This window comes from Streptomyces zinciresistens K42 (assembly GCF_000225525.1).
GTDB classification, from domain to species: Bacteria; Actinomycetota; Actinomycetes; order Streptomycetales; family Streptomycetaceae; genus Streptomyces; species Streptomyces zinciresistens.
In genome coordinates, this window is record NZ_AGBF01000007.1 from 51,864 (window position 1) to 69,999 (window position 18,136).

Sequence of the window (18,136 nt, forward strand, 5' to 3'; positions counted from 1 at the left end):
TGATGTGCTGGACGGAAGCGGGGAGCGGAAGCCGCGTGCACCGTGCGCGTATCCGTCCCGCGCGGTAGACGGTGGGCGACCGCGTGCGGCGCCCCGGTCGGTCCGCCCCCACGCCGCCGACCGGCCGTCCCCCTCGCTCACCCCGCCGGGGTTGCCTCCGCGGAAGTGGACGGCGCGGCGGTGGACGCTCCCTTGAAGGGCACGGACGGGTACCCGGTGTCGAAGTGCATGTAGTCGGGCACCTTGATGTCCTGCCAGATCCAGCCCTCCGCCGTGAACGCCTGCCAGACGAGTCCGTCCTTGAGGATCTTGCCCTTCCCCTCGGTGCGCGCGGCGTACTCGGCGCTCGGCGACCAGCTCTTGGTGCGCAGGTCCTTCCACGGGTTCTCGTACGGGTTGATGTCGATCGCGCGGCCGTTGGCGTGCGGGGACTCCTTGAACGGGGCGTTGATCTGGTTGGGGCGACGGCAGTTGAACGCGGAGGTGTTGTCGTCGCGCAGGCTCGCGTTCAGGTCTCCGTCGTAGGCCTCCATCGGTTCCATACGGCGGATGGGGAAGCGTTCCTCGAACAGCCGCGTGAAGACGCGGATCAAGCTGGGCGTCACGTCGGTGTTGACCACGAGGACACCGCGGTGCACCTTGCCGTCGAAGCCCACGTAGTTCATCTCCACGCGGCGCAGCTGGTCGCGGAAGGCGGGACAGCCCTTGCGCCACAGTCCCGCCGCCGTCATGCGGGACCACTGGGCGTCCGTGATCTCCTTGACGACGGCGTCCAAGGACGGTGTGGGGGAAGGGGAGGGGGTCGCGCTGGGAGACGAAGTGGGCCGCGCCGAGGCCCCGTCGGAGCTGTCGGCGCCCGGCGTCGACGAGGCGGCCGCCGACTCCGACGAGGACGAGCAGCCGCTGGTCAGCAGTGCCGTCGCTGAGAACAGCGCCAGACTGCCGAGGGCGAGCCTCCGGCGCCGCCGGCGGGCCGATGGCGCCGTGTCCCCGCGCGGGTGGTGAAGGCGGGCCATGTCGCGTGTGCGCTCCGCCTCCGGTGCGTGGCTGGTCAAGCAGGATCTCCTGGAGTGCTTCCCGGGGGCCGTGCCGCGCACGGCCGTGATCCCGGTACGGGAATGATCTGGTCGGTCCCGGGCGAAGGGGCCGGTGCCTCAGCGCTGCCTTGGCGCCGGGATCCCGTTCAGCCCGTTCAGCGGGAAGTCGTACGTGAGGAGATGGCGGCCGTCGGGGGTGTGGGTCTCTCCCTGACGCAGCCAGCCGAGCCACTCGTAGTACGCTCCCGCCCCACCCTCGGCGGCGGTGACGAGGGTGACACGCGCGCAGCCCGCTTCGGCGGCGTCCTCGACGAACCGCGCGATCAGGGCGGCCCCGATGCCACGGGAGCGGGCGTGCTCGGCCACGACGACATGGGCCAGCACGGCGGTGACGCCGGGGGGAGCGGCGGCGGGACCGGCGGCAGGAGCCCGCCGGGCCGCCCGGTTCGGTATCAGCTTGCGGCAGTAGCGCACCAGTCGCGTACGCAGGAAGTGCAACGCGAGACGGGGGCGCACACTCAGGCTGCCCAGGGCGCGCAGCAGCAGTCCGCGCCCGTGGTCGCGGAGCACATGGCGGCGGTGTGCCGCCGGGTCGGTCACACCGACGAGGAAGCCCACCGGTTGCCCGCCGATCTCCGCCGTGTAGGCGCGCGCGTCCGGGCCGCTGAGGTAGGTCCGGGTGTACGCGGCCAGGAACCTCGGCCCGAGGCGGGCGAAGAAGCCGTCCGGAAAGTGCCCCAGGTGCTCGGCGACCACGAACGGGAGGTCGTCAGGGTCCATGAACCGGATCCGGACGCCGCTGTGCACCGGTTGGCTGCCGTCTTTCATCACCGGAATCGGGGGCCCGCCGTCCGGGAACCGGCTTGCGGCGGATCGGGCAGGGCTCGGGTATGCGGCTGAGCGCGTATCGGCGTCCACGGAGCTGAAACTACTACATTGCTTAGAGGCTTAGTAGTTCAGGGCTACCTGCGGCGGGGCAGCCGCCCTCGACTCCCCAAGGCAGACCGCGTCCGCGGGACGGAGGGCGCAGGACACCGACAGCCGAGGCGGGAGTCGGCCCGGCGCCCACCCGGCCGCCACGGGCCGGGCGACCGCGAGGTGCGCCGCCCGGGCCCGTGGCGGTCACGCGCCGGGCCGTCAGTCGCAGGTGACTTCGTCGCGGGGCACGTACTGGGTTTTGAAGGTCTCCCGCCCGACTTCCTTGCCGCCGTCCTTGAAGACCCGGTCGACCGCGACGTCGAAGCCTTCGAGCGGGGTCTGCGGCACGCACTTCTCTCCGGATGCTCCCTCACGGGTTGCCGGCTGCTTCACGTTGGTGCGCGGGCCCTTGACCGCTTCGACGGAGTCGTACTTCTTGGTGCCGAGGAAGGTGATCGTGACGGAGGAGTCCGTGGCCCGCGCGTCGATGTAGATGGCGTTGCCCGAGTCGTTCCTGAACTTCAGGTCGAGGCTGCCCCAGGCCACCGTCGCCTCCCGGCCCTCGGGGTAGCGCTCGATGTAGAAGGAGTGCGCCCCGTACTCGACCGGCTTGACTCCGGCGAAGAAGATGGCGTTGAAGGTGGTGGTGGCGACGGCTGAGACGCCGCCTCCGGCAGCCTTCTCGAACTGGTCGTTGTTGATGATGATGCCCTCGACGAACCCGTTGTCCTCGGTCCGCTCGCCCACGGTGCGGTTGAAGCTCCAGGTCTCGCCGGGCAGCACGACCGACCCGTTCATCAGTTCCGCGGCACGGCCGATGTTCGTGACGCGGTAGGGGGCGGGCTCGAAGTTCACCGTGAAGGTGGACATCTTCTCCTTGATGCCCAGGCGGCCGACGTTGTCGCGGGTCAGCTTGGGCTGCACGTTCTCGGTGTCCACCGCCCCGGTGCGGGCCGCCCCGGTCTCGGTCAGCAGCGGCAGTACGGCCTTCTGGAGCGCCTTGGCCGTGACCTCCCGCCCGGCCTTGCCGTCCGAGGCCACCACGACCTGCCCGCCGTCCAGGCGCAGCCTCGCGTTGACCGCCTCATCGGTGGCCGGCGCGAGCGGACTTGCCAACGCCGGATCGGCCAGGAGCCCCTTGCCGTCGAGTACGGGTGCCAGCCGGTTCGCCCCGTCCGGCTTCATGGCGAGGTGCTTGCCGAGCGTCGCCGGGCCGATCTCGACCTCCCGGCCGCCCACGGTGAGTGTGACCGGCGCCGACATCGCGGGGGTCGCGAACTCCTTCATCGCGCGGTTCACTTCCGCCGCGCCGACCCGGGGATCGGTCGTGCGGACGGGCAGCCGCACCGGCTCCCCCTGGCCCGGGACCGCCGACGCCAGCGCATCGACCGCGCCGTCGACGTCCAGGGACCGCCCTGTGACCGGCTGCGTCGACATCGCCTCGCCCGCATGGAAGGCGACGGCGCCCTGCCGTGCCTTCCGGCCGTACGTCTTCGCCTCCTCCGCCAGTGACGCGCGGGCTTTCGCCTCGTCCACACGGATCACCGGTTCGACATCGCGGTCACCGCTCGTGAACAGGCGGCCGATCACCGTGAACGGGTCGGACCCCGCCCCCGCGGCACGGGCGACGGTCTCCTTGCTGTCCACGGATATGCCGGACACCTGGACGGTGCCGTCACTGTCACCGAGGCGCACCTTCACCGGCTCCGACCAGGCCCCGCCCAGGCTGCTGTCCAGCTTCTCCCGCGCCTGTGAGCGACTCAGCCCTCCGATGTCCACACCACTCACCCGCGTGCCTGCGGGGACGTCGTCACCGGAGGCCAGCAGGCCCACCAGATACAGCCCGCCGAAACCGACACCCGCCGCCCCCGCCACGAGCGCCACACGGCGGCCTATTCGGCGACGACCGGCCGACGTGGCATCCGCGGTCGGCGTGGTGTCGGCAGGCTCGCCGAGAAGGGATGAGCGAAGCACTGGTTCTCCTCGTCTGTGGCGGTCACGTGGCGCGGGCAGGACTCGCACAGCGCAGCGGGCCGCACGCCGGGTGATGCTATGAGTATTTTCGTGATGTTTCCGTAAGTTCCGTCACCAGTCTTCGCGCTGTGGCTGAGCCGCCCGCCGGAACGGCAGTTCGCCACGCGCAGGGCCTCGTGCGGCAGGCCCTGCCGCCGGTTCCTCCGGGAGGAGACCCTGACGCCCGGAGCCGTACGCCATGCGCCGACTACGACGGCTTCGACCTCGCCGCCGACGCGGAGCGGGGCACCGCACGGCGTCCGGCGGCCGGGCGAAGGAAAAGTGCTCCCCCGGCCGCCGGAGCGGACGACGACATGACGCAGGGCAGGCCCACCCGCCCGAGCGATGGACACGACAATTCCTGCTCTCCGGCGAGCGCCCGACGGCGCGTCGTCGCGACTCACCGCCGACCCGGTGTAGCTCGACTGGCCGACACACACCTTATCTGCTATCCGACTAAGTCACTTAGTTTCAAGCGGATCATCCGGCGCGAGGTCGGCAGCCATAGGCCGGATCCTCGGTTCTCATCCCCCGTGTGGCTCAGCGAACACGATCAGAAGGGCGGCACGCCCGCCCCGAAGCCGGGGGCAAGGACTGATGTGTCGGCTGAGCGAGACCGCCACCTGCGGACCAGCCGCCCTCACATGCGCCGACGTCGCGGTGGTTGCGGCGGCCAATGCCAGGCAGCACCGTCTGACGCACGACCGTCGCTCTCCCCGGAATCCTCTTGGTCTCCGCGCTGAGGGCGTGGTGGTCGCGCACCGTGGGCCTCGGCCGGCAGCGGCAGAGCGTCGCGGAGCAGACGGACCCCGTCGGCGAGGTCGCCGCACTCGGACCGGCACCCGGGGCAGTGGCCAAGGTAAGCCCTTGTCGGCGCATCCTCCCCGGGCTCCAGCGCCCCGACCACGTACGCCCCGAGCCACTCCCGGACCTCGTCGCATCCCGCTGTGGGATTCGCCATGCGCCTCACCCCCCTCTTATGCCACTCCAGTGCTTCCGTTGCCATCCGGTGCTCCGGTCGGCGACGGTGGACGTGCCGGTCGCCTCCATCATGAAGCCGTCGCCGTGCGGTCGCGGAAGCCGGACGGCAGTGCCCGGTACACACGGACCGCGAGGGTCGGGGCGCAGTCGCGCAGGCTCTGCCGGGTGACCAAGAGCAGAGACAGCGATGAGCTGATTCCACAGATGAGGCCACCGGCCGGAGGATCGTACCGGCGGGTGGCGCCAGGTGATCAGTCGCGCCGTCCCGGACGCCGGAAAACTGATCGAATCAAGGCGTTTCCACGGCGCCGCCGGTGCCATTCGCCACGGATGTCGAAGATCTCCATTTCCAGTTCCGCGTCCTGCGACTCGTCCGCCCACACAACGGCCATCTCCTCGACCAGCGCAGGCGTGTCCTCGTCAGTGGCCCAGAAGTCGTCGGCTTCGAGCTGGTCGGCTTCGCCGACTCTCGGGTCCTCGCTGATGTAGAAGGCCCAGGAATCATTGATCTCCACGGCGAGGAGCAGGTACAACCCCGCGTACTCGCCTGCCGTGATCCGACCGATCCTGCCGTCCTCCGGCCAGGACGCGCGATCTATCGGTATCGACCCCACCGCCAGATCCTCACGTGGTTGATGTGGACGTTGAAGTGACCGCTCTTGCCCCCGGAACTGTGTCCCTTCGTTCCATGCGTAAGGTTTGAGGACTTGCCGAACTTGCCATTCTTGGCAGCTGCACGGTACGCGCGCTGCCCCTTCGAGCCAAGTCTGGCTCCGTTCTTCGCCACGCCTCGGACAGCCCCGCGGCCGACGGGTGCCGTTCAGGCCGCGTACGCCCATCCCATCAGGCGCCCGTACAGCACGATGCGGCGTCTGCCTGGTCGCGAGTGGACGCCGTGGTGAGCCTGCCCGCCCATCGTGGCGATCTTGATGAGGGCTGTGGTCAGCAGGGGGTCGTTCCCGTACGCGCGGGCTCCCTGGTGCTGGTGCCGGCGCCGGTTGAGGACTGGGTCGGTGTCGGGCCGCGCGACCGCGGCCCCGCGTTTCCGCAGGACCGGGCGCGCCCTCGGTCCCGCGCTGGAGGCAGGAGTACTACGCTCGCATAGTAGCCGTGGTCTCGAAAAGGTGGTGGCGGTGGTCCTGGGAGCGCTCGAGGGCGAGGTCATGCGGGTCTGCTGGGGCGCCGAGAAGCCGGTGACGGTCCGCCAGGTGCTGGATGAGCTCAACACGGATCGGACCCAGCCGCTCGCGTACACGACCGTCATGACGGTGATGAGCCGGCTCGCGGAGAAAGGCGTCCTCAACCGCGCTCCGCAGGGCCGCGGTTACGCGTACACCCCCGCCGTGGCGGACGAGGCCGCGCTCGCCGTGCGCGAGGTGCTGCGCGCTCACGGGGACGCGGCTGTCGCGCGCTTCGCCGCCGAGGCGGCGCTCGACCCCGGTCTCCGTGACCGGCTGCTGCGCCTGTTGGAGGAGTCGTCGTGACCGGTGCTGCCGTACTCGACCGCGGCAACCGCGCCTTCTGGACGCTGGTCGCCGTCGCCACGGTCATCCGCGCCGCCGTGATCTATGTCGCCTGCTGTCTGACCATGGCGCTCGCATGGCAGGTCGCGCATCACGGCACGGGCGTACTGCTGTCCGGCACCGCTTGGGCGGGCACCGTCTTACTGGCTGTTTCGGTCGTCGGCGGCGTGCGGTCGGCAGTCCGCCTCTGGAGAGGGCTGCGTGCTGCGCGAGCCGTGAGCCAGGAGGTGCGAGCTCGTGGCGACAGTGCCGCCGCGGGTGCTCGCGAGATCGGCGACGCGGCCGCACGCGCAGGCCTGGCGCGTCGGACCACGGTGGTCGACTCCAGGGCGTCGTTCGCCTTCACGTACGGCCTGCTCCGGCCCCGGGTGGCGGTCAGCGGCGGTCTCGCAACGGCCGTCACCGGGCGCGAACTCAACGCGGTCCTGGCCCACGAAGCCGAGCACGTACGGGGCCGCGACCCGCTCCGGACGTTGATCGCAGACGTCCTGGCCGCACGTCACTTCGCCCTTCCCGTCCTGGGCCACCTGAGGGCAGCCTTCGCCGCCGACCGCGAGCTTACCGCGGATCGCCGGGCGGTCGCCCATTGCGGTACGCCCGCGGTCGCCGGGGCTCTGCTCAAGGTGTCCGGCATGCCCGGCTGGGCCATCGCCGTACCGGCCAGTGCCATGGGAACCCCCGAGTTGCTCGACGCGCGGATCGCCCAGCTCGAAGCCGGACGCCCGCCGCGTTCGGCGCCTCCGACCCGATGGCGGGTGGCCGCCTCCGTCGCCGGGGGTGCTGTCCACGTATGGGGACTCGCGGGCTCCGCGGTGTTGGTCGCCGCGACCCCGCTGAGCTGTATGCCTGGCGGACTCTGATCCATCTACTACACACAGATAGTATCTACTACGCGATCGTAGTAGCATGATGGCGTCGCTCACCGCCAAGGAGTTGCCGCCATGTCCACAGCCACAGCCAGGCGCCCGAAGGTCAGGCACCCGTTCTTCGCGCGCGTCTACCCGAGAATCAACGCCTTCGCGGAGGCCCACGGCAGTCTCGACCACCGCAAGGAACTCCTCGCGGGCACCGAGGGATGTGTCGTCGAAGTGGGCGCGGGAACCGGCGCGAACTTCCCCCACTACCCGGCCACGGTGGACAAGGTCATCGCAGTGGAGCCGGAACCCCGGCTGCACAAGCTCGCCCTGCAGGCGGCGGCCGGGTCGGCGACGCCGGTCGAGGTACGCGCGGGCCGGGCCGAAGAACTGCCGGTGCCGGCCGGCTCCGCCGACGGGGTCGTGGCCTCGCTCGTGCTGTGCAGCATCGCCGACGTCCCCGCGGCGCTGGCGGAGGCGGTTCGCGTGCTGCGGCCCGGCGGCCGTCTGTACTTCTACGAGCACATCCGCTCGACCGACCCTCGGTTCGCCAGGAAACAGCGCAGGATCAACCTCGTCTGGCCGCTGCTGGCCGGCGGCTGCAACCTCGACCGGGACACCGAACAGGCCATCGAGGACGCCGGTTTCACCATCGAGCACGCGCGGCACTTCGACTTTCTGGTCAACGGCCGTACGACTCCCAGCTCTCCGTGCGTCATCGGGGTCGCCCGCAAGCCGGAGAACTGAGGCTCCGGCCGCCCCGCCGTGTCCGGGCCGGCCCATCCTCGGCCGATGGGCCCGCCCGGACGGTGCGAGGAGAGCGTCAGGCCTGATAGGCCACGTTGGCCATCATCCCGGCTTCGCCGTGGTACGCGTTGTGGCAGTGCAGCATCCACTGCCCCGGGTTGTCGGCGTCGAAGAAGACGGACAGCTTCTTCTTGGGGAGCACGATCGCGGTGTCCTTGCGCGGGCCAAAGGCGCCGATCTGGTACGTGTGGCCGTGCAGGTGCATCGGGTGCCACATGTCGGTGTCGTTGACGAAGTCCAGCCGTACGCGCCGGCCCTCCTCGATGACGATCGGGTTCGCCCCGGGATCCATCATGTCGAACGGCTTGCCGTTGATGGCCCAGTTGTACTTGTCCATGCCGCCGGTCAGCTTGATCTGGTGCGTGACGTCGGTCTTGGCGGACTTCAGGCGCACGTCGTCGGTGGCCCGCAGTTGGGACGCCGTCATGATCATGCCGTCGAGTTCCTTCGGACGGACGGTCGCGGACGGCTTGCTCCCGGAGCCCGTGCGCACCAGGGCCAGGCCGTTCGCGTTCTTGCCCTCGGCCAGGGCGACGAGCGGGAAGACGCCGTCGTCGAGGGTGACCAGGACGTCGTAGCGCTCGCCCATGCCGACCAGCAGGGCGTCCACCTCCTGGTGCTGGACCGGGAAGCCGTCGGTGTGGGTGATGGTCAGCTTGTGGTCGCCGAGGGCGACCCGGTAGGCGGTGTCCGAACCGGCGTTGATGATCCGCAGCCGCACCTTCTTGCCGGGCTTGCCGGTGTGGACGTCCGGGTCGGTAGCCACCCGGCCGTTGATCAGGTGGTGCGGGTACTTCACGTCTCCGGCGTCGCCACCGAGCAGATCGCTCTCGGCGCCCATGAGCATGAACTTGCCCATCGACATGCCGCCGGACGAGGCGGAGGCCGAGGGGGACGCGGAGTCCCCCATGTCCATCCCGCCCATGTCGCCCATGTCATCGCCTGAGCTGCTGGAGCTTGAGCTGCCCATGTCCATGCCGCCCATGCCCTGCTTGAGCTCGGCGAAGACCTCGTCGGGGGTGCCGGTGACGCCGTCGACCCAGTCGTCGAGGAGGACGACCCACTCGTCGTCGTAGTCGAGGGTCTCCTTGGGGTCCTCGACGATCAGCGGGGCGTACAGGCCGCGGTCGAGCTGGACACCCACGTGCGGGTGGAAGAAGTACGTACCGGGGGCGTCGGCGATGAACCGGTAGGTGAAGGTGGAGCCGGCCCGGACCGCGGTCTGGGTGAGGGGCGGCACGCCGTCCATGTCGTTGCGCAGGGCGATGCCGTGCCAGTGGATGGACGTGGTGGTCCTGTCCGGGAGCTGGTTGGACAGCTCGGCGACCAGGGTGTCGCCGACGGAGAGCCGGATCTCCTTGCCCGGGGTGCGTCCGTCGAAGGCCCAGGTCTTGGGCATGACGCCGCCGCCCAGGTCGATCATGGCGGGCGCCGCGGTCAGGGTGAGCTTCTGCTGCCGTCCGGTGCTCTTGCGCTTCTTCTCGGTGGCGGCGACCGCCGAGCCGGAGGGGTTGATCAAAGCGTTGCCACTGCTGGAGCCGCTCCCACTGGTGCAGGCGGCGAGCGTGCCGGCGCCCGCGACTCCCAGCCCGGCGAGCAGGATGGAGCGGCGATTGATGCTGTTCATTGCGTTGTTGTCCTCAGTCTCGAAACTGCCGATGCGGTCGCGGAGGGACGGCACATCGCGCGCCGTCCGGCGCGGCCTATATGCGCAGTTGCGAGAGGACGGAAAGGTCGGGCGGGGCCCGGCCGACCGTACCGGCGGGAGCGGGCCCTGCGGCGGCCTCACGAAGATCGGCGAGCAGCGAGAACTCGTTCTCGCCGGGGGCGGCCAGCTGCACGGAGGCGACACTCGCCGTGGTGCAGTGCTGCATGCCCGGGGCGGAGCAACCGCCGGTGTCCATGCTGTGCGCGGAGGGCGGTTCCCAGGCGGTCGGCGCCGCCGCGCCCGGCATGACGTGGGCGGAATGGGCGGCGCTCGGCATGGGCGAGGCATCCGTCGTGGACATGGACGCGGCGCTCATCGCGCGCGAGATGCCCGTCGCGGCTGTCTCGTGGTGGACGAGCACGGCCAGCGCGACGCACAGGGTGAGGAACACCCCGTACGCCCAGCGGACGGCCACGCCACCGCTGCGAACTGCCCGTATCGCCATGAACTCCGCCCGTGCCCTGCCGTGCTTCCGGTCAACGAGACGCCACCTTACCCCCAGGGGGTAACTTACAGCGGTCGGGGGACCGATGAGATCTTCAGTTGGTCGGCAGCCCTCCGTAGGAGTGCAAGCCGGTGATGAGGATGTTGACGCCGTAGTAGTTGAAGACGAAGGTGGCGAACGCCACCAGGCCGAGCACCGCCGCGCGCCGCCCCTTCCACCCGGCGGTGGCACGGGCGTGCAGGTACGCGGCGTAGGCGACCCAGGTGATGAAGGCCCAGGTCTCCTTGGGGTCCCAGCCCCAGTAGCGGCCCCACGCGGCCTCGGCCCACACCGCGCCCGCGATGACCGCGAAAGTCCACAGAGGGAAGACCAGGCCGGTCAGGCGGTACGCCAGCTTGTCCAGCGTCTGGCCGGACGGCAGCCTCCGCCACAGGCCCGCCCCTCGTCCCTGGCCGTGGCCCGCGGCGACCGCGCGTTCCCAGCGGTCGCGCATCAGATACAGCACGCTGACCACGGCCGCCGTGTGGAACACTCCGCCGGAGATGATCGCGGCGGAGACATGGATCCACAGCCAGTACGAGTCCAGGGCGGGCACGAGCTGCGCGGAGTCGACGTACAGCACGGACACCGCGAGGCCGAGAGTCAGCAGGACCGAGAAGAGGACCGGAACTCCCAGCCAGCGCACGGGCTTCCTCGCCGCGAGCAGGCCCACGTAGGCGGCCGACGCCATCAGGGCGAAGGCGGTGGAGAACTCGTACATGTTGCCCCACGGCGGACGGCTCACCGCGAGACCGCGGGCGAGGACCGAGCCGAAGTGGAGCAGGAGCGCCAGCACGGTCAGCGAGACGGCGATCCGTCCGACGAGGTCGGCCAGGGGGCTGTCGCCAGCCGCGCCGGTACCGTCTCCCGCCGAAATCGGGGGTTCTTCAGGAGACGCGGCCGCAGGCGGCGCCAGCACTTGCGTGCTGCTTCCTGTTGTACCGCCCACGGCCGCGCTCCTTGTCCGGCCGCCCGTGCGAGCGACCGGAGTCTGCTCTTCCGCTGAAGATGCGGCGGACGTGCGGACGCCCGGTCCCCTGCTGCCGAACGCCCACTCCGCGCAGGCGGCGACGAAGGCGAGCAGATAGACGGCGATCGCCGAGTACATCAGCCAGTTGGCAAGCTGGGCCAGGTTCTGGTCCGCGAGGGAGGTACCGCTCACTTCTGCTCCTCCAGGGGTTCTGGGACGTTCACGTCCGGCGTGGTGGCGCGCAGGGCGGGGAACCGATCGCGCAACTCGTCGGCGAGTTCGACCACTTCCCCGGCCGTCCGCTCGGTCCCACCGGGGTCCAGTCCGGCGACCACGATCCGCACGCGGCCGCCCAGCATGGGCTCCACGCGCACCCACACCCGGCGGCGGCGGACGAAGAGCGAGGCGCACAGGCCGAGGCCCATGGCCACCGAGCTCCACAGGGCGGTGGCGTTGCTGGGGTTGCGGGCGATCTGGAAGCTCGCCCACTGCTTGACGCCGTCGAAGGTGAGCGAGCCCGCCCCGCCGGGGAGTTTCATCCGGTCCCCGGGGCGCAGCGCCCGCGCGAACGGCGAGCCGTCGGCGTCGCGGAACTGCGTCATGCGGCTGGAGTCGAGCTGGTAGACGTTCTGCGGCCGTCCGCTGTCCATGCCGAGATCGCCGTGATGGGCGGTCAGGACCAGCACCGGGTCGTCCGTGGCGGGGAAGGACGACAGCCAGCCGTTCTTGGTCAACTGCACAGTGGGCAGGAAGAGTCCGGTGAAGCCCAGACCGTCCCGCTTGCCCTTGCGGTCGAGTGCGTCGGGTGCCTTGACCACGCCCACCGAGGTCAGGTTGCCGTCCTGCGGCAGGAACGCGGCGGGCCCCCGCCAGGCGACCTCGCCCTTGCCGTCGCGGACGGTCACCACGGGCGCGTAGCCGTGGCCGACCAGGAAGACCTTCGAACCGTCCACCTCCAGCGGCTTGTTGACCTCGACCCGGGCGTCCCGTGCCCGCCCGCCCTCGCGCTCGGTGTAACTCAGCCGCGCGACGAAGGAGCTGGCGGTGCCGCGCTGCGGGCCGCCGCGCTGGTACGTGGCGGAGAACCCCTTGAGCCGGAAGCCGAACGGCTTCAGGCTGCCGGCGGAGGCCAGCGTGCCCGGGGTGAAGTCGTCGTACTGGGTGAGGGTGTTGGTGAAGCTGTCCCCTTCGAGGACGAGCTTCTGGCCGGTCGTGCCGAAGAGACTGCCGACGGCGAGCGCGATGAGGAGCCCGAACAGGGCCGCGTGGAAGACCAGGTTTCCGGCCTCGCGCAGGTAGCCCTTCTCCGCTGCGACCGAGCCGTTCCCCTCCAGGTCGACGACGACCCGGAACCGGCGGCGTCGCAGCAGGTCCGCGGCTGCGCGCAGCGCCTGGTCCCGGTCGGCCGACGCCGTCCGGGCGGCGTGCTGCGGCAGGCGGTCCAGCCGACTCGGCGCGGCCGGCGGACGGGACCGGAGGGTGCGCACGTACTGCCGGGTCCGCGGCACGATGCAGCCCGCGAGGGAGACGAACAGCAGCAGGTAGACCGCGGCGAACCAAGGCGACGCGTAGACGTCGAAGAAGCCGAGCCCGTCGAGGACCGGCGCGAGATCCGGGTAGCGCCTGCGGAAGTCCGCGGCCTGGGCAGGCTGGCGTCCTTCCTGCGGCACCAGGGAACCCGGTACTGCGGCGAGCGCGAGCAGGAGCAGCAGGACGAGCGCCGTGCGCATCGTGGTCAGCGCACGCCAGGCCCAGCGCAGCCAGCCGGCCGGGCCGAGCCCCTTGGGCTCGTCGGCCTGCGGCGCGGATTCGCTCGCAGTTACGTCGCCCTGCGTGGGAGGATCGACGAGACTACGAATGATTTTAGTAGCCACCGGGGGAGTGTGGCACACGGCGGATCCGTTCCGCCGAGCACCCCCACACAACCTCGAACCGGGAACCGGGGTGCCACGTCGCCCGTCTACGAAATCACTTAGCGTTCAGGTAACCAGGGGAGGGTTCTCATGCGACAGCGCCTGACAGCACGGCTGGGCCGCCGGACCGTCCAGCCGCTCGCGCTCGCCTCGGCCGCCGTCGTCCTCGCCGCGTGCAGCACCGACGGCAAGGCGGACAGCGGCGCGGACATGGCGGCCGACGACGCCAAGAACGGTGGCCCGGCCGCGATAGTCGTGGAACCGGGCGCCGACAGCGAGAAGGTGCCGGTCAGCCGGAAGGTCACGGTGCGCGCCGACGGTGGATCCCTGACGTCCGTCGAGGTCGGCTCCCCCGGCCCGGGCAGCCTCTCCGGCACCTGGTCCAAGGACAAGTCCGTATGGACCTCCACCACCCCCCTCGCCCCGGGCGCCACCTACACGGTGAAGGCCCGGGCAAGGCATCCGGCGGGTCGGCCATCGGCAAGACCGCCTCCTTCACCACCGAGGCGGCGAAGAACACCTTCGTCGGCACCTACAACCCCGACAAGGGCACGAAGGTCGGCGTCGCGATGCCGGTGTCGATCACGTTCAACAAGCCGATCCACGACAAGGCAGCCGTCGAGCGGAACCTCAAGGTCACCGCCACCCCCGCGGTCGAGGGCGCCTGGAGCTGGATGAAGGACCGCGACGGCAAGGACCGCGTCGACTACCGCCCCAAGGAGTACTGGAAGCCCGGCACCGACGTCACCCTGCGCATGGACCTGGCCGGCGTGAACGCGGGCGGCGGGGTGTACGGCACCCAGCAGCGCGTCGTGAACTTCCGCATCGGCGACGCCGTGACCAGCACCGTCGACGTGGTGAAGAAACCATGACGGTAGCGAAGAACGGCAGGACGCTGCGCACGCTGAAGGTCTCCGCCGGCAAGAAGGACTTCGAGACCTGGAACGGCACGATGGTCGTGCTGAGCAAGGTGCCCACGATCCGCATGAACTCGGCGACGGTCGGCATCTTCGGCCCCGAGGCGTACGACCTCGGGGCGGTGAAGTGGGACGTGCAACTCACCCCCTCCGGCACCTACGCACACGCGGCTCCCTGGAACGAGGGCAAGTTCGGCCGCGTCAACGGCAGTCACGGGTGCATCGGCATGAGCACGAGCGATGCCAAGTGGTTCTACGACCAGGTGCACCTCGGCGACCCGGTCACGGTCGTCAACTCCGTCGACACCGTGGCGGTCAACAACGGCTACGGCGACTGGAACGTCGACTGGGAAACCTGGAAGAAGGGCAGCGCCCTGGACTGACACACCGGTTCCTCATGCCCCCAGCCCGGCCGCTGGTTCGTCTACGTCGCCTTCCGTGACGCCGGGACGCCCACAACGGAGACCTGGATCCCGGTCGAGGCCGACTCCTCGCAGGTCCTGCACGAGACACGGCCGCTGTACGTACCTCCCGCCCCGCAGAAGGACGGCGTGGGCCGGACGGCCGGCGCCGTCGCGCTGTACGGGCTGTCGGTGGCGATCCTGGTCGCCGTCGCCCGCTCCGGTACACCGCTGCCGCAGGGGTGAGCGTGCACCGGGTACCGGCCGGCCGACCATGACCTGAACCCCGGACTGCCGGATGACGGTCCGGTACGGCGGTGTCGCGGGCGGGCCGCGAGTGCGTCGGCCGTGCTCCGGGAGACTGGCCTCGGTGACGGCGTGCTCTCCGAACGGCGCGTGTTCCACGTCCTGTCCACGACAGAGGACCAGACGGGAGGCCCGCGCGGCTTCGTGGAGAAGCGCACGCCACGGTTCAGCGGCTCGCCGGCCGACGCCTGATCACCGGGCGTCGGCCAACGCCCGCGCCACCCCCGGTTCCTTCGGCCCGAGGAACCGTGGGTCCGGCTCGAACACCACGTCCAGGGCCGCCTTGCTCGCGGCGAACAATTCGCGGGTGGCGCCGTAGTACCAGACCGCGTCGTGGTGGTCGGCGGCCCCGACGCCGTACGCGTCGATTCCCGCCTCCTGGCACAGGGCGACCGCCCGGCGGATGTGGAAGCCCTGGCTGACGAGGATCGCGCGGTCGACGCCGAAGATCTTCTTGGCGCGCACGCAGGAGTCCCAGGTATCGAAGCCGGCGAAATCGCTGACGATACGGGCGTCGGGCACGCCGCGATGGGTGAGGTAGTGGCGCATGGCATGCGGCTCGTCGTAGTGCTCACTGCTGTTGTCGCCGGTGACCAGGACCGCCTCGACACGGCCCTCGCGGTACAGCTCCGCCGCCGCGTCGAGGCGACTGGCGAGGAAGATCGACGGCTCGCCGTTCCTGAACAGGCCCGCGCCGAAGACCACGGCCACACCGGTGCGCGGGGCGTCGGCCGTCGTCCGCAGCCGCTCGTCCGCCGCCGTGAACACCCATGTCGCGGGAAGCAGCGCCAGCACGCACAGCAGCATCAGCGCCTGCACTGCCCGCCGTTGCCCCGCGCGCGTGCGCGGCAGACGGGGCCTGAGGACGGCGTTCAGGTGCGGGCGCGGCAGACGCATGACAGTGATACCCCCGGTTCGTCGGCCACCGTGCTCAGCAGCGACGGCTTGTGTGTCTCGGCTGTTTCTGTCGTCTCGACAGCCACCAGCGCTCTGACAAACGAAGGACGCCGCACTTGGTCCCGCTCACCCTCACGGCGTGACTGAACACCTTCAGCCCCCAGAACGTACTAAGGGCACTAGCAGTTGGTGCCCATGCGGCGCCCGTGGCGCTCGTACGACGCGGCGGCGTCGGCCGTACGGCCAGCCGTACTCGGACGATCGGGAAGGTGAAGATGGGATTTCTGGCGCTCAGTTGGACACGGTTCGCGGCGGGCGGCGACCTGCTGATGGGCCTGTGCATGGCTGCCATGGCGCTGCCCGCGACGGTCGGCTGGTATGCGGGCTACGGCATGTGGTGGGCGGTCGCGTTCGGCATCCTGACGCTCGGTGGCGTGGTGATGGCGGTCAAGCACACGCGCACGTGCGGATGGAAGCACGGCCGTCACTGGGTGCACCTCGTCGTCGGCAGCGCCGGTATGGTGATCATGACGCTCGCCATGACGAGTACGCCGTCCGGACCGGTGCTCGCCCTGGGTGGCTCCTCCATGGCGAACATGCCGGGCATGGAACACTCGGCGAGCACGACGGGCACGGAGCAGATGGCCGACATGGAGTCCATGGAGGGGATGGACATGCCGGGCATGGCGAGGGCCGCGGTGGACGCCGGTTCCGCCACGGGGTCGTCTTCCGTGTGGCGGTTCGTGATCGCGGCGCTTGCCCTGTACTTCCTGCTGGCGATCGGCGCGTCCGTGTGGGCGCGGGTCCGGGGCACCAGCCGGGACGGCCGGGGTGCCGGCTCGCGGTCCGGCTGGGGGCGCTGGCTGCTCGCCATGCCCGACACGGTGCTCGTGTTCCTGGCGTCCCTGACGATCTCGGTGTGGGACAAGACCAAGTCGGCGCAGCGCCGGGGCCACGGTCGGCGCCGCAAGCTCGGAGCGGCCCCGGACGCGGCCCTTACGGCCCATATCGGCATGGCCGGAACCATGTCCGCGATGCTGCTGATGATGGTCGCGTAACAGCAGGGGCGGTCTGCGCAGCAGCGCGGCGGCAGTGCGCCGCCTGCGGGTGGCTCAGAGCACCGTAGTCACCCGAATCTGCGAAGCCGGTTCGTATTCAGCCTCCGGGATGGAGACAATGGATCCAAGCGATCCACGCACCCGGGCGGGCTCGGACTCCGCGACCCCCGGCGCATGCCTTGCCCGCGGGCGCCCGTCCGAAGGGACCGGTCCGATGTCGCCCACACGCCGCCGCAGGCATGCCGTCCCGTTGGCGCTCGGATCAGCCGCTGTTCTGCTGTTCGCGACAGCCTGTTCCAACGGGGCCGACGAGCCCGCCTCGACCTCTCCCAGCCCGACTTCCTCGTCATCGAGCCCTGCGTCCGCCCCCGCGGACACAGCTGGCATCACGATGGAGAACTTCGCGTTCCGTCCTGCGGATCCCGAGGCGCGGCCGGGGCAGCAGATCACCGTGGTCAACAAGGACTCCGCCGCACACACCGTCACGGCGACGGATGGCGACGCCTTCGACACCGGGAGCATCTCCGGCGGAGACTCCGGGACGTTCACCGCCCCGTCCGAGGCTGGTCGCTACGCCTTCGTCTGCACCTTCCACCCGAACATGACAGGCACTCTGATCGTCCGTTGAGACGCCGAAGCACTCATGGAACCTCCTCGCGGGGTGCACACGCCCCGCCGTTCAGGAGGACGACGGGTCAGTGTCCGACTCCCGGGGCAGCACCGGTCACGGTGGCGGGACCGTCCCGGAGTGTCACCGGGTTCCTGCTCACCGTCACCTCGGTCGCGACGCGCCTACTAAGTAAATTAGCGAGTTGGCCTCGCCTCAAACAGGTCGCGTGAGCAGCACCGCAGATGCGGAATACCCCTAGGGGGTATAGCGTTGCCCTCTGCCGGGAGGGACGGGGAAGCGACGCCCCTCCCGGAAACGACCCACGCATCCAGACCCCCGAGGAAGAAGCCATGACCACTGAGACGAACCCCGGCTCCTGCTGTGGCACCGGGTCCTGCGGCTCCGGCGCGACGGTCGACGTCCAGGGCGTCGGTGTCACCACCGTCTACAAGGTGTCCGGCATGACCTGCGGCCACTGCGAGGGCGCGATCTCGAAGGAGATCTCCGCCCTGGACGGCGTCACCGCGGTCCAGGCCGTCGCCCAGACCGGCGAGGTGACCGTCACCTCCGCCGCCCCGCTCGACGAGGAGGCCGTCCGCGCCGCCGTCGACGAGGCGGGCTACGAGCTCGTCGGCCGCGCCTGACGGCTCAGTCGGGCCCCACGGGCCTCGGATACACGAATTCCTCCCCGCGCCGGGACGTATCGCTCCGCTGATACGGACGCCGTACGTCCCGGCCT

General features: G+C 70.3%; 18 protein-coding genes, 1 pseudogene and 1 riboswitch. Of the genes and pseudogenes, 10 read left to right on the forward strand and 9 right to left on the reverse strand.

Going from position 1 to position 18,136, the window contains the following annotated elements; all coding sequences use genetic code 11:
* Positions 1-137: 137 nt before the first annotated feature.
* Entirely contained in the window at positions 138-776 is a 639-nt protein-coding gene (locus tag SZN_RS04495; protein WP_007491810.1) for a M15 family metallopeptidase, read from the reverse strand.
* A gap of 7 nt (positions 777-783) precedes the next feature.
* Here SZN_RS04495 and SZN_RS42260 point away from each other — a divergent pair, with 7 nt between their 5' ends.
* On the forward strand, positions 784-1,005 hold the full coding sequence (locus tag SZN_RS42260) for a hypothetical protein (RefSeq protein WP_007491812.1): 222 nt from the start codon (positions 784-786) through the stop codon (positions 1,003-1,005).
* 149 nt (positions 1,006-1,154) lie between these two features.
* Here SZN_RS42260 and SZN_RS37550 read toward each other — a convergent pair whose 3' ends face one another.
* The 3 genes from SZN_RS37550 to SZN_RS04520 all read right to left on the reverse strand — a co-directional run bounded on the left by SZN_RS37550 (position 1,155) and on the right by SZN_RS04520 (position 5,563).
* Entirely contained in the window at positions 1,155-1,817 is a 663-nt protein-coding gene (locus tag SZN_RS37550) for a GNAT family N-acetyltransferase (protein ID WP_106432594.1), read from the reverse strand.
* A gap of 357 nt (positions 1,818-2,174) precedes the next feature.
* Positions 2,175-3,839 (reverse strand): VanW family protein, encoded by a 1,665-nt coding sequence (locus SZN_RS04515; protein WP_007491815.1) that lies wholly within the window; start codon positions 3,837-3,839, stop codon positions 2,175-2,177.
* A 1,361-nt stretch (positions 3,840-5,200) separates the two neighbouring features.
* On the reverse strand, positions 5,201-5,563 hold the full coding sequence (locus SZN_RS04520; RefSeq protein ID WP_007491816.1) for a hypothetical protein: 363 nt from the start codon (positions 5,561-5,563) through the stop codon (positions 5,201-5,203).
* A 519-nt stretch (positions 5,564-6,082) separates the two neighbouring features.
* Here SZN_RS04520 and SZN_RS42265 point away from each other — a divergent pair.
* The 3 genes from SZN_RS42265 (at position 6,083) to SZN_RS04535 (ending at position 8,073) form a co-directional block, all read left to right on the forward strand.
* Positions 6,083-6,433 carry a BlaI/MecI/CopY family transcriptional regulator gene (locus SZN_RS42265; RefSeq protein ID WP_244313288.1) on the forward strand — a complete coding sequence of 117 codons (351 nt, stop codon included), beginning with the start codon at positions 6,083-6,085 and terminating at the stop codon, positions 6,431-6,433.
* The gene (locus tag SZN_RS04530; RefSeq protein ID WP_007491818.1) at positions 6,430-7,332 is read left to right on the forward strand and encodes a M56 family metallopeptidase; all 903 of its coding nucleotides are present in this window, start codon (positions 6,430-6,432) and stop codon (positions 7,330-7,332) included. Before SZN_RS42265 ends, SZN_RS04530 begins: the two co-directional genes overlap by 4 nt.
* An 81-nt stretch (positions 7,333-7,413) precedes the next feature.
* Positions 7,414-8,073 (forward strand): class I SAM-dependent methyltransferase, encoded by a 660-nt coding sequence (locus SZN_RS04535; RefSeq protein WP_007491820.1) that lies wholly within the window; start codon positions 7,414-7,416, stop codon positions 8,071-8,073.
* A gap of 76 nt (positions 8,074-8,149) precedes the next feature.
* Here the strand turns inward: SZN_RS04535 and SZN_RS04540 are convergent, their stop codons facing one another.
* The 4 genes from SZN_RS04540 to resB all read right to left on the reverse strand — a co-directional run bounded on the left by SZN_RS04540 (position 8,150) and on the right by resB (position 13,169).
* Complete coding sequence (locus SZN_RS04540; RefSeq protein WP_043728242.1) at positions 8,150-9,760, reverse strand: multicopper oxidase family protein; 1,611 nt, start codon at positions 9,758-9,760, stop codon at positions 8,150-8,152.
* A gap of 76 nt (positions 9,761-9,836) precedes the next feature.
* Complete coding sequence (locus SZN_RS04545) at positions 9,837-10,286, reverse strand: hypothetical protein (protein ID WP_043728153.1); 450 nt, start codon at positions 10,284-10,286, stop codon at positions 9,837-9,839.
* A gap of 94 nt (positions 10,287-10,380) precedes the next feature.
* A complete protein-coding gene (ccsB, locus tag SZN_RS04550) occupies positions 10,381-11,487 on the reverse strand; it encodes a c-type cytochrome biogenesis protein CcsB (protein ID WP_007491825.1) in 1,107 nt (368 codons plus the stop codon).
* The gene (gene resB / locus SZN_RS04555) at positions 11,484-13,169 is read right to left on the reverse strand and encodes a cytochrome c biogenesis protein ResB (RefSeq protein WP_244313289.1); all 1,686 of its coding nucleotides are present in this window, start codon (positions 13,167-13,169) and stop codon (positions 11,484-11,486) included. The genes ccsB and resB overlap by 4 nt, the downstream gene beginning before the upstream one ends.
* A 249-nt stretch (positions 13,170-13,418) precedes the next feature.
* On the opposite strand from resB, the pseudogene SZN_RS42270 reads away from it, so the two are divergent.
* The 3 genes and pseudogenes from SZN_RS42270 (at position 13,419) to SZN_RS41230 (ending at position 15,024) form a co-directional block, all read left to right on the forward strand.
* Positions 13,419-14,080, forward strand: a pseudogene (locus SZN_RS42270) (Ig-like domain-containing protein).
* Positions 14,077-14,508, forward strand: a complete 432-nt coding sequence (locus SZN_RS42275; protein ID WP_007491831.1) for a L,D-transpeptidase — start codon at positions 14,077-14,079, stop codon at positions 14,506-14,508. Before SZN_RS42270 ends, SZN_RS42275 begins: the two are co-directional and overlap by 4 nt.
* A 366-nt stretch (positions 14,509-14,874) precedes the next feature.
* Positions 14,875-15,024: a hypothetical protein gene (locus SZN_RS41230; protein WP_007491835.1), complete on the forward strand. Its 150-nt coding sequence runs from the start codon at positions 14,875-14,877 to the stop codon at positions 15,022-15,024.
* On the opposite strand, the gene SZN_RS04565 is transcribed toward SZN_RS41230, so the two are convergent.
* Positions 15,025-15,729, reverse strand: a complete 705-nt coding sequence (locus SZN_RS04565; RefSeq protein WP_007491837.1) for a SanA/YdcF family protein — start codon at positions 15,727-15,729, stop codon at positions 15,025-15,027.
* Positions 15,730-16,004: 275 nt separating this feature from the next.
* Here SZN_RS04565 and SZN_RS04570 point away from each other — a divergent pair, with 275 nt between their 5' ends.
* The 3 genes from SZN_RS04570 (at position 16,005) to SZN_RS04580 (ending at position 18,041) form a co-directional block, all read left to right on the forward strand.
* Positions 16,005-16,787, forward strand: a complete 783-nt coding sequence (locus SZN_RS04570; protein WP_106432590.1) for a DUF5134 domain-containing protein — start codon at positions 16,005-16,007, stop codon at positions 16,785-16,787.
* Positions 16,788-17,001: 214 nt separating this feature from the next.
* Complete coding sequence (locus SZN_RS43125) at positions 17,002-17,415, forward strand: cupredoxin domain-containing protein (protein WP_078508438.1); 414 nt, start codon at positions 17,002-17,004, stop codon at positions 17,413-17,415.
* Between the two features lie 48 nt (positions 17,416-17,463).
* Positions 17,464-17,598, reverse strand: a riboswitch (cobalamin riboswitch).
* 149 nt (positions 17,599-17,747) lie between these two features.
* Positions 17,748-18,041 (forward strand): heavy-metal-associated domain-containing protein, encoded by a 294-nt coding sequence (locus SZN_RS04580; protein ID WP_007491840.1) that lies wholly within the window; start codon positions 17,748-17,750, stop codon positions 18,039-18,041.
* Positions 18,042-18,136: the final 95 nt, after the last annotated feature.

Bases quoted from the DNA above. Each gene is read 5' to 3' on its own strand.
- SZN_RS04535 (WP_007491820.1), top strand. From the start codon at position 7,414: ATGTCCACAGCCACAGCCAGGCGCCCGAAGGTCAGGCACCCGTTCTTC.
- SZN_RS04580 (WP_007491840.1), top strand. From the start codon at position 17,748: ATGACCACTGAGACGAACCCCGGCTCCTGCTGTGGCACCGGGTCCTGC.
- SZN_RS42275 (WP_007491831.1), top strand. From the start codon at position 14,077: ATGACGGTAGCGAAGAACGGCAGGACGCTGCGCACGCTGAAGGTCTCC.
- SZN_RS04570 (WP_106432590.1), top strand. From the start codon at position 16,005: ATGGGATTTCTGGCGCTCAGTTGGACACGGTTCGCGGCGGGCGGCGAC.
- SZN_RS04545 (WP_043728153.1), bottom strand. From the start codon at position 10,286: ATGGCGATACGGGCAGTTCGCAGCGGTGGCGTGGCCGTCCGCTGGGCG.
- SZN_RS04540 (WP_043728242.1), bottom strand. From the start codon at position 9,760: ATGAACAGCATCAATCGCCGCTCCATCCTGCTCGCCGGGCTGGGAGTC.
- SZN_RS37550 (WP_106432594.1), bottom strand. From the start codon at position 1,817: ATGGACCCTGACGACCTCCCGTTCGTGGTCGCCGAGCACCTGGGGCAC.
- SZN_RS04565 (WP_007491837.1), bottom strand. From the start codon at position 15,729: ATGCGTCTGCCGCGCCCGCACCTGAACGCCGTCCTCAGGCCCCGTCTG.
- SZN_RS43125 (WP_078508438.1), top strand. From the start codon at position 17,002: ATGTCGCCCACACGCCGCCGCAGGCATGCCGTCCCGTTGGCGCTCGGA.